This is a genomic window from Aquabacterium sp., assembly GCF_041915145.1.
In the GTDB taxonomy this organism is placed as follows: domain Bacteria; phylum Pseudomonadota; class Gammaproteobacteria; order Burkholderiales; family Burkholderiaceae_C; genus Aquabacterium.
Map to the genome: position 1 here is coordinate 1 of NZ_JAYSBZ010000095.1, position 9,749 is coordinate 9,749.

Here is a 9,749-nt window from a genome sequence, read left to right on the forward strand (position 1 = left end):
AGGCGCTGCATCCGACCAACCTGCACGTCAACCAGAAGCTCTTCCCGCGCGACACGATTCAATCGCGCCTGCCCGACCCGGCCTGGCTGGAGCAATGGCTCGACAAGCAGATCCGCTTCGACGCCGGCTGGGAAACCAAGGTGGTCGAGCGCATCCTGCACAACATGAGCCTGCTGCTCGAGCGCAGCTTCGCCAGCGTGCAAGAGCTCAACCGCTACCGCAAGGAAGTGACGGCCCGCCTGACCCCGGCTTAGCAAAGAGCGGGCGGATCGCCCACAATCAGGCTCATCGACAGCCCGACCAGCGAGCCCGCCTTGCCTGCCAAGAAGAAGCCCCAGCCCACGGCCCCCGCGCCCACCTTCACCACGCACAGCTTCACCGACGCCGACGCCGCGTTCGACCACGCCGCCGCCATCTACAACGGCAACATCGCCTACCTGCGCCAGGCCATGCAACGCTTCGTGGCCGGCGAGGTCTTCACCGAACACGTCCGCGCCTGCTACCCCTTCGTGCGCGTGCACACCGAAACCGTGGTGCGCGCCGACTCGCGACTGAGCTTCGGCTTCGTCGCCGGCCCCGGCACCTACCAGACCACCCTCACGCGCCCCGAGCTGTTTGCCGACTACTACCGCGAGCAGTTCCGCCTGCTGCTGAAGAACCACGGCGTGGCGCTTGAAGTGGGCACCAGCGCGCAACCGATCCCGGTGCACTTCTCGTTTGCCGAGCACGACCACATCGAAGGCACGATGGCGCCCGAGCGCCGCGTGCTGATGCGCGACGTGTTCGACCTGCCCGACCTCGCCGCCATGGACGACGGCATCGCCAACGGCACGCACGAGCCGCGCCCCGGCGAGCCGCACCCGCTGGCGCTGTTCACCGCGCCGCGTGTCGACTACTCGCTGCATCGTCTGCGCCACTACACCGGCACGCTGCCCGAGCACTTCCAGAACTACGTGCTGTTCACGAACTACCAGTTCTACATCGACGAGTTCGTGCGCCAGGGCCACGCCTTGATGGCCAAGCCGGTAAACCCCGACTACCCGCATCCCGACGACGACTACATCGCCTTCATCGAGCCGGGCAACGTCGTCACCCGTCGCGTCGGCACCCCCGCGCAACCGGGCGATGAGCTCGGCGCACCACCACCGCGCCTGCCGCAGATGCCGGCCTACCACCTGGTGCGCAAAGACCACGCCGGCATCACCATGGTCAACATCGGCGTCGGCCCGGCCAACGCCAAGACCATCACCGACCACATCGCCGTGCTGCGCCCGCATGCCTGGCTGATGCTGGGCCACTGCGCCGGCCTGCGCAATGCGCAACAGCTGGGCGACTACGTGCTGGCCCACGGCTACGTGCGCGAAGACCACGTGCTCGACGAAGAACTGCCGCTGTGGGTGCCCATCCCGCCGCTCGCCGAAGTGCAACTCGCGGTCGAAGCGGCGGTGGCCGACATCACCCAGCTCAAGGGCTACGAGCTCAAGCGCATCATGCGAACCGGCACCGTCGCGTCGACCGACAACCGCAACTGGGAGCTGCTGCCGCACCCGGGCCCCGAGCGCCGCTTCAGCCAGAGCCGCGCCGTGGCGCTCGACATGGAAAGCGCGACCATCGCCGCCAACGGCTTCAGATTCCGCGTGCCCTACGGCACCTTGCTGTGCGTGAGCGACAAGCCGCTGCACGGCGAGATCAAGCTGCCGGGCATGGCCAACCACTTCTACCGCGAGCGCGTCGACCAGCATCTGCGCATCGGCATCCGCGCCATCGAGCTGCTGCGCCAGCAGGGCCTCGACCACCTGCACAGCCGCAAGCTACGCAGCTTCGCCGAGGTGGCGTTTCAGTAAGCCAAAGTCGGCGAGACGCGCGGCTCAGACCGCGCGCGGCTTGACCTTGCTGGCGGCCAACTTCGCCCGCTCGCGTGCCACGTCCACGTCGGCATCGAAGGCCAGCGCCACGCCCATGCGGCGCTTGGTAAAGCTCTCGGGTTTGCCGAACAGGCGCAGGTCGGACTGCGGCACCGCCAGGGCCTCGGCCACGCCGTCGAACGCCACGCCCTGGGCTTCGACGCCACCGTAGATCACGGCGCTCGCCCCCGGCGACTTCAAGGCCGTGTTGACCGGCAGCCCGAGGATGGCGCGCGCGTGCAACTCGAACTCGCTTTGCCACTGCGTGGCGAGCGTGACGAGGCCGGTGTCGTGCGGGCGCGGGCTGACCTCGCTGAACCACACCTGATCGCCCTTGACGAACAGCTCCACGCCGAAGATGCCTTGGCCGCCGAGGTTGTCGGTCACGGCCTTGGCAATGTCGCGCGAGCGTTGCAGCGCCACCGGCTGCATCGGGTGCGGCTGCCAGCTCTCGACGTAATCGCCGCTGACCTGGATGTGGCCGATGGGGTCGCAGAAGTGCATCTCGATCTGGCCGTTCGCGCCACCACCTGACCCGACTGCGCGCACCGTGAGCTGCGTGATCTCGTAGTCGAAATCGATGAAGCCTTCGACGATCACGCGGCCGTGGCTGACGCGTCCGCCGGCCATCGCAACGTCCCACGCCTGCTGCACGTCGGCCGGGCCGTCGATCTTGCTCTGGCCCTTGCCCGAGCTGCTCATCACCGGCTTGACGATGCAGGGGTAGCCGATGCCGCCATCGATGGCGGCCTGCAGCTCGGCCAGCGAATCGCAGAACTTATACGGGCTGGTCGGCAGGCCGAGCGTTTCGGCGGCGAGGCGGCGGATGCCTTCGCGGTCCATCGTCAGGCGGGCGGCGCGGGCGGTCGGGATGACGCGAACCACGCCCGCCGCTTCGAGCTCTTCGAGCACCGGCGTGGCGATGGCTTCGATCTCGGGCACCACGAGATGCGGCCGCTCGGCCTCGATCAGCGTGCGCAGCTGGGCCGGGTCGCTCATCGTGATGGTGCGGGCGTGGTGCGCCACCTGCTGGCCCGGCGCGTGGTCGTAGCGATCAACCGCGATCGTCTCGACACCCAGACGCTGCAGCGCGATCAGCACCTCCTTGCCGAGCTCGCCCGCGCCCAGCAGCATGACGCGCGTCGCGCTGGCGCTGAGCGGCGTGCCGAGGGCGGCGCGGTACGGCGCAAGAGGGGTGGCAGAACGGGGCATGGCGGCTCCACGGAAGGTGACAACGGTGCGCCGGCAAACCGGCCGGGCCGCATTGTCGCAGCGCCCTTCACGGCTTGCCGAGGTGCTCGAACATCGCCACTGCCCGGTTGACGTACGAGGCGCGGTAGCGGTCCACCGAGCCGATGCCGACCTGGCGGATGCCGGTGAGGCTGCGATAGCCCCATTGCCCGGGCTCCAGTTGCTCGAGCGTGATGACGCTCTGCACGTCGCCGGGCCCGAACAGCGTCAAGAGGTAGGCCTTGATGGGGCCGGCGTTTTCATACGTCACCGACCACCCCGTGGCCGACGCGGCTCGCAGCCTCAGCTGGTAGGGCACGTCGTTGGTGGCGCGGTTGTCGTGCTGCACGAAATACAGCGGCTGGCCGGTGCGCAGCTCGGCGGGCGAGAAATCGGCGCGGCGCTTCAGCGTCTCGGGCCCGTCGATCGCGGCGGCATCGGTGATGAGCACCTCGCGGCGCTGATCGGTCTGCGACCAATAGGTCATGCCCTTGGTGGCAGACACCGCCCCCACTCGCGCCAGCAGCGCGTCGGCCGAGCCCGCGTGGGCAAAGCGGCCGCTCACCGCCACGAGCAGCACGAATTCGCGCGACCGCAACCCCGTGCAATCGGGGCGCGGCGGGCCGCCAGACTCGGGCGAGGCGCCCGTCCAGGTCTGCACGGTCGGCGCGGCGACGGCAGCCGGGTAGGGCGCGGGCGCCGCCGTGCCGCAAGCCAGCGGGGCGGCTTGCGCGCCACGCGACGCGCAGGCGGCTCCCAACGCCACGATGGCCCACCCCATCAAAAAGAGCCGGTTCGTGCGGATGTCGTGAGTGCTCATGGCTGAAAGCGCTTGCCCGGTCGAGAGCGGGCAAGCGCCGTTGCGTGCAGGCGCAGTCAGCTCGATCGGGTGACGGTGGAAGGCCTGGGGCGGCCGGCTGCAATCGCCTGGCGCCCGGGCAAAACGACCGCAGTGTAAACAAGCGAGCCGCGCTCACCGGCGGCGAGCCCGCTTGATCGAGGTCGCGCGCGGCCCGGCGCGGCTTTTAAAATAGCCCGTTTGGATCATCAACCGTCGTGCCCACGACACGAACGCCACGCCCGCCATGTTCTTCGGAAAGCTGCTGCCCCGCGAGGGTGATTTCTTCGAGCTGTTCAACCAGCACGCCAGCCACATCGTCACGGCGGCGCATGCGTTTGCCGATCTGGTGAAGCACTACAACGACCCCGCCCTGCGCGAGAAGTACACCCGCGAGGTGGACGCCGCCGAGTCGGCCGCCGACACCGTCACGCGCGAGGTCAACCGCCTGCTGCACAAGACCTTCATCACGCCGCTCGACCGCGAGCAGATCCACAAGCTGATCAACATCATGGACGACGTGGCCGACCTCATGCAGGACGCCGCCGAGACCATGGCGCTGTACGACGTGCGCCGCATGACCGAGGAGATCGAGCGCCTGACCGCCCTGTGCGTCAAGAGCGCCGAGCGGCTCAAGCATGCGGTGTCGCTGCTGCACGATATCGCCGACCCCGCCACCGCGGCCGCCGCGCTCAAGACCTGCGAAGAGATCGACCAGCTCGAATCCGACGCCGACCGCGTGATGCGCAACGCCATGAGCAAGCTCTTTCGCGACGAACCCGACGTGCGCGAGGTCATCAAGCTCAAGGCCATCTACGAGCTGCTCGAGACCGTCACCGACAAGTGCGAGCACGTGGCCAAGCTGATCGAGGGCGTGATCCTCGAGCACTCCTGATCTCGCCCCGGAGCTGACCCATGCAAACCATGCAGGTGGCCTTGTGGGCCGTCGCGGCCCTGGTCGTGCTGGCCTTGCTGTTCGACTTCATGAACGGCTTTCATGACGCCGCCAACTCGATCGCCACGGTGGTCTCGACCGGCGTGCTGCGCCCGAGCCAGGCCGTGCTGTTCGCGGCCTTCTTCAACTTCGTGGCGCTCTTCGTCTTCCATCTCAGCGTGGCGGCCACGGTGGGCAAGGGCATCGCCCAGCCCGGCGTGATCGACGTGCACGTGGTGTTCGGCGCGCTGGCCGGCGCCATCAGCTGGAACTTCATCACCTGGTACTACGGCATCCCGAGCAGCTCGTCGCACGCGCTGATCGGCGGCATCGTGGGCGCGGTGCTGGCCAAGGCCGGCGCGGGAGCCTTGATTGCCTCGGGCATCGTTCGCACGGTGGTGTTCATCTTCGTCTCGCCGCTGCTGGGCTACCTGCTGGGCTCGCTGATGATGGTGGCGGTGGCCTGGATCTTCCGCCGCCTGCCGCCCAACCGGGTGGACGGCTGGTTCCGCCGCCTGCAGCTGCTGTCGGCCGGTGCCTACAGCCTGGGCCACGGCGGCAACGACGCGCAAAAGACCATCGGCCTCATCTGGATGCTGCTGATCTCCACCGGCTACGCCGCCGCGTCCGACAAGACGCCGCCGACCTGGGTGATCGCCTGCTGCTACATGGCCATCGGCGCGGGCACGATGTTCGGCGGCTGGCGCATCGTGCGTACCATGGGCCAGAAGATCACCAAGCTCAAGCCGGTGGGCGGCTTCTGCGCCGAGACCGGCGGGGCGCTCACGCTCTTCATCGCCACGGCGCTGGGCGTGCCGGTGTCCACCACCCACACCATCACCGGCGCCATCGTCGGCGTGGGCTCGGTGCAGCGCGTGCGCGCCGTGCGCTGGGGCGTGGCCGGCAGCATCGTCTGGGCCTGGGTGCTCACCATCCCGGCCTCGGCGCTGGTGGCCGCGCTGGCCTACTGGCTGAGCCTGGTGTTGTTCTGACGCCGCCCATGCCCGCCGACTCGCTGGCGCAGCTCGCCGCCCGCCTCCAGGCCTTCGCCGAGGCGCGCGACTGGGGGCGCTTTCATGCGCCCAAGAACCTCGCGGCGGCCCTGGTGGTCGAGGCTGGCGAGTTGCTCGAACCCTTTCAATGGCTGACCGAGGCCGAGAGCCGCGCGCTGAGCGCCGAGCAAACCGAAGCCGTGGCGCTCGAGATGGCCGACGTGCTGCTCTACCTCGTGCAGTTGGGCAACCAGCTGGGCGTGGACGTGGTGGACGCCGCCTGGCGCAAGCTGGCGATCAACGAAGGGCGCTTCCCGGTGCCCGGCTCCGACGAAGCGCGGTAAGCTGCCACGGCTGTCGGCATCGCCTTGCCGCTGACCTTTGCTGAACATGCCCCTGACCACGCTCTTCGCCGCCTCGCGCGGCTTCGAATCCGCCCGCCACGTCGGCGTGCTGCCCGACGGCCACCGTGGCCGCCGCGTGCACGGCCACAGCTTCGTCGCGCGCATCCGCGCCGCCCTGCCGGCCGGCTGGGCGCCCTACCCCGGCGCCGAGGTGCACACGCTCGGGCACCGTCTGGCCCACTACACCCAGCAACTCGACTACCAACTGCTCAACGAGGTGCTGCCCGACCGCGCCCCCACCGACGAAAACCTCGCGCGCTGGCTGCGCGACCAATTGACGAGTGGGGCGGCCGGCGAGGTGCCGGGGCTCGAGCAGGTCGGCATCCAGAGCACGGCCGACCAGGGTGTCGACCTCGACGCGCAAGACCAGGCCCACGTGTGGCGGCGCTACCGCTTTCAATCGGCCCACAAGCTGCCCAACGTGCCGCTCGGCCACAAATGCGGGCGGCTGCACGGCCACGGCTTCGAAGTGATCCTGCACGCCAATCAAGATGCTGGCGGGCGCGACATCAGCCTCGACTACGACCACCTGGACAGCATCTGGGCGCCCTTCCACTACCAGCTCAACCACAAGTACCTCAACGACATCGACGGCCTGCACAACCCCACCAGCGAGGTGATCGCCGGCTGGCTGTGGCAACGCCTCAAGCCCGTGCTGCCCGAGCTGTCGTGGGTGACGGTGTACGAAACCGGCACCTGCGGCGCCAACTTCAACGGCCACGACTACCGCATCTGGAAAGAGCTCACGCTCGACAGCGCCGTGCGCCTGCAGCACGCGCCGCCGCACGACCCGCACAGCGTGATCCACGGCCACACCTACACGCTGCGCCTGCACCTGTCGGCCCCGCTCGACACCGTGATGGGCTGGACGGTGGACTTCGGCGACGTCAAAGAGCGCTTCAAGCCCATCTTCAAACAGCTCGACCACCACCCGCTGCACGAACGGCCCGACCTGGCCGACAGCGACGCCGCCACGCTGGCCCACTGGGTACTGCAACAGGCCCGCGCCGTGCTGCCGCAGGTCGACCGCGTCGACCTCTATCAAACGCGCGGCTGCGGCGCACTGGCCATGCTCACGCGCGACGGCCCGGCGCTGCCGCTTTAACGTCGCTCCCGTCGCCCACGCCGCCCGCCCAGCCAGCTCGACCCAGGAGGCGCCATGCCCACCGACCCTCGCTGCTCCGTCGTCTTTCTCGATGCCGGCACGCTGCCCTGCGCGCTGCCCTTCGAGCACCTGGCCCCCGCGGTGCGCGAGCGCATCGTCTATCAGGCGTTTGACACCACAGCGCCCGCCGACGTGGCCGCGCGCGTGGCCGACGCCGAGGTGGTGATCGTCAACAAGGTCAAGCTAACGGCCGAGTTACTGGCCACCGCGCCGCGCCTGCAGCGCATTGCCGTGGCGGCCGCCGGCACCGACAACATCGATCTCGGCGCCGCAGCGGCCCGCGGCATCGGCGTCTTCAACGTGCCCGATTACGGCAGCGAGTCGGTGGCCGAGCACGCCATCGCGACCCTGCTGGCGCTGCGCCGTCAACTGCTCACCTACGCCGCTGCCGCGAAAGACGGGCGCTGGTCAGCAGCGTCGCACTTCTGCTGGCACGGCCCACGCATCCGCGATCTGCAAGGCGCGCTGCTCGGCGTGGTCGGGCGCGGCCGCATCGGCCAGGCCACGGCCCGGCTCGCCCAAGGCTTGGGCATGCGCGTGCGCTTTGCCCAACGCCCCGGCCGACCCGCCGCGCCAGACGAGTCCCCGCTCGACGAGCTGCTCGCCGAGGCCGATGCCCTCAGCCTGCACCTGCCGCTCACGCCCGACACGCGCGGCCTGCTCAACGCCGAGCGGCTGGCGCGCTTGCAGCGCCACACCGTGCTCATCAACACCGGGCGCGGCGCGGTGGTCGATGCCGCCGCACTGGCCGACGCCTTGCGAGCGGGCCGCCTGGCGGGCGCCGCCATCGACGTGCTCGACGTCGAGCCCCCGCCGTCCACCCACCCGCTGCTCGCGCCCGACGTGCCCAACCTCCTGCTGACCCCGCACTGCGCCTGGGCCAGCGAAGCCGCACAAGCCCGCCTGGCCAGCCGCCTCGTGGCCCTGGTGACCGATCACCTGAGCGGCTCGGTGCCGCCGACGCCTTGAGCCCAACCGCTCCGGTCATGCAACCCGCCCAACTGCTGCGCACCCTGTTCGACGCCGCCGTGGCGCGGGCGCAGCCTGACACCGCGCTGCCGCCCTGCCTGCCCACGCCGCCCGACCCCGGCAAGGGCCGCACGGTGGTGATCGGGGCCGGCAAGGCCAGCGCGGCGATGGCGCGGGCGCTGCAAGCCCATTGGCCCGTCGAGGCGCCGCTGAGCGGGGTGGTGGTGACGCGCTACGGGCATGTGCCACCGGTCGCACCCAACGCGCCACCCGATCGCATCACGCTGCTCGAGTCCGCCCACCCGGTGCCCGATGCCGCCGGGCAGCAGGCCACCGCGCAATTGCTCGCGGCGCTGCGCGGGCTGGCGTCGCACGACCTGGTGATCGCCTTGATGTCGGGCGGCGGTTCGGCGCTGCTGGCCGCGCCGCTCGACGGCTGGAGCCTGGCCGGCGAGCAGGCGCTCAACCGGCAACTGTTGGCCAGCGGCGCGCCGATTGGGGCGATGAACACCGTGCGGCGCCACCTCTCGGCGCTCAAGGGCGGCCGGCTGGCGCAGCATGCACGCCCGGCGCGGCTGGTGACGCTGGCGCTGTCCGACGTGCCCGGCGACCGCTTCGAAGACATCGCCAGCGGCCCCACCGTGCCCGACCCCACGACCTGCGCCGACGCGCTCGCCGTGATCGAGCGCTACCGGCTCGACCTGCCGCCCGCGCTGCTGGCCCGGCTGCGCAGCGGCGAACTCGAAACGCCCAAGCCCGGCGACCCGCGCTTCGCGCACGACAGCGCGCAACTCATCGCCACGCCGCAGGGCATGCTGCAAGATGCCGCCGCTTGCGCCCGGCAGCATGGCCTCGCCGCCCACGTGCTGAGTGATCGGCTGGAAGGCGAAGCGCACGAGCTCGGCGCCACGCTGGCCCGCCTCGCGCTGCAAGTGGCGCGCGGCGAGCACCCGCTCTACCGCGCCCCGTGCGTGCTGTTGTCGGGCGGCGAGAGCACGGTCACGCTCGGGCCGAGCGCGGCACCGGCCGGGCGGGGCGGCCGCAACCGCGAGCTGGCCCTGAGCGCGGCGCTGGCCTTGCAGGGCGCGCCGCGCATCTGGCTGCTGGCGGCGGACACCGATGGCATCGACGGCAGCCCCGACGCGGCTGGCGCGCTGGTGGCCCCCGACACCCTGGCGCGGGCGCAAGCGCTGGGGCTCGACGCCGCCGCGCTGCTGCGCCACCATGCCTCGGGCGACTGCTTTGCCGCGCTCGGCGATGATCTCGTCACCGGGCCCACGCTGACCAATGTGAACGACTTTCGCGCTGTGCTG

At 70.3% G+C, this 9,749-nt stretch carries 9 protein-coding genes and 1 pseudogene; 8 read left to right on the top strand and 2 right to left on the bottom strand.

What is annotated here, in order from left to right; all coding sequences use genetic code 11:
• Window positions 1-254, top strand: a pseudogene (locus ACE3SS_RS13675) (ferritin-like domain-containing protein); the annotation flags it as partial.
• Between the two features lie 60 nt (window positions 255-314).
• A complete protein-coding gene (locus ACE3SS_RS13680; RefSeq protein ID WP_374594850.1) occupies window positions 315-1,844 on the top strand; it encodes an AMP nucleosidase in 1,530 nt (509 codons plus the stop codon).
• A gap of 24 nt (window positions 1,845-1,868) precedes the next feature.
• On the opposite strand, the gene purT is transcribed toward ACE3SS_RS13680, so the two are convergent.
• A complete protein-coding gene (purT, locus tag ACE3SS_RS13685; protein ID WP_374594852.1) occupies window positions 1,869-3,116 on the bottom strand; it encodes a formate-dependent phosphoribosylglycinamide formyltransferase in 1,248 nt (415 codons plus the stop codon).
• A 67-nt stretch (window positions 3,117-3,183) separates the two neighbouring features.
• Window positions 3,184-3,954 (bottom strand): DUF6675 family protein, encoded by a 771-nt coding sequence (locus ACE3SS_RS13690; protein ID WP_374594854.1) that lies wholly within the window; start codon window positions 3,952-3,954, stop codon window positions 3,184-3,186.
• Window positions 3,955-4,219: 265 nt separating this feature from the next.
• On the opposite strand from ACE3SS_RS13690, the gene ACE3SS_RS13695 reads away from it, so the two are divergent.
• The 6 genes from ACE3SS_RS13695 to ACE3SS_RS13720 all read left to right on the top strand — a co-directional run.
• On the top strand, window positions 4,220-4,867 hold the full coding sequence (locus tag ACE3SS_RS13695) for a DUF47 domain-containing protein (RefSeq protein WP_374594856.1): 648 nt from the start codon (window positions 4,220-4,222) through the stop codon (window positions 4,865-4,867).
• A gap of 20 nt (window positions 4,868-4,887) precedes the next feature.
• Entirely contained in the window at window positions 4,888-5,898 is a 1,011-nt protein-coding gene (locus tag ACE3SS_RS13700; protein ID WP_374594858.1) for an anion permease, read from the top strand.
• 8 nt (window positions 5,899-5,906) lie between these two features.
• Complete coding sequence (locus tag ACE3SS_RS13705; protein WP_374594860.1) at window positions 5,907-6,242, top strand: nucleotide pyrophosphohydrolase; 336 nt, start codon at window positions 5,907-5,909, stop codon at window positions 6,240-6,242.
• Between the two features lie 46 nt (window positions 6,243-6,288).
• Window positions 6,289-7,407 (top strand): 6-carboxytetrahydropterin synthase, encoded by a 1,119-nt coding sequence (locus tag ACE3SS_RS13710; RefSeq protein WP_374594862.1) that lies wholly within the window; start codon window positions 6,289-6,291, stop codon window positions 7,405-7,407.
• 54 nt (window positions 7,408-7,461) lie between these two features.
• Window positions 7,462-8,436: an NAD(P)-dependent oxidoreductase gene (locus tag ACE3SS_RS13715; protein ID WP_374594864.1), complete on the top strand. Its 975-nt coding sequence runs from the start codon at window positions 7,462-7,464 to the stop codon at window positions 8,434-8,436.
• A gap of 17 nt (window positions 8,437-8,453) precedes the next feature.
• Window positions 8,454-9,749 (top strand): glycerate kinase (locus ACE3SS_RS13720; RefSeq protein ID WP_374594866.1); only part of this gene is annotated, 1,296 nt, incomplete at its 3' end.

Bases quoted from the DNA above. Each gene is read 5' to 3' on its own strand.
- purT (WP_374594852.1), bottom strand. From the start codon at position 3,116: ATGCCCCGTTCTGCCACCCCTCTTGCGCCGTACCGCGCCGCCCTCGGC.
- ACE3SS_RS13690 (WP_374594854.1), bottom strand. From the start codon at position 3,954: ATGAGCACTCACGACATCCGCACGAACCGGCTCTTTTTGATGGGGTGG.
- ACE3SS_RS13695 (WP_374594856.1), top strand. From the start codon at position 4,220: ATGTTCTTCGGAAAGCTGCTGCCCCGCGAGGGTGATTTCTTCGAGCTG.
- ACE3SS_RS13700 (WP_374594858.1), top strand. From the start codon at position 4,888: ATGCAAACCATGCAGGTGGCCTTGTGGGCCGTCGCGGCCCTGGTCGTG.
- ACE3SS_RS13705 (WP_374594860.1), top strand. From the start codon at position 5,907: ATGCCCGCCGACTCGCTGGCGCAGCTCGCCGCCCGCCTCCAGGCCTTC.
- ACE3SS_RS13710 (WP_374594862.1), top strand. From the start codon at position 6,289: ATGCCCCTGACCACGCTCTTCGCCGCCTCGCGCGGCTTCGAATCCGCC.
- ACE3SS_RS13715 (WP_374594864.1), top strand. From the start codon at position 7,462: ATGCCCACCGACCCTCGCTGCTCCGTCGTCTTTCTCGATGCCGGCACG.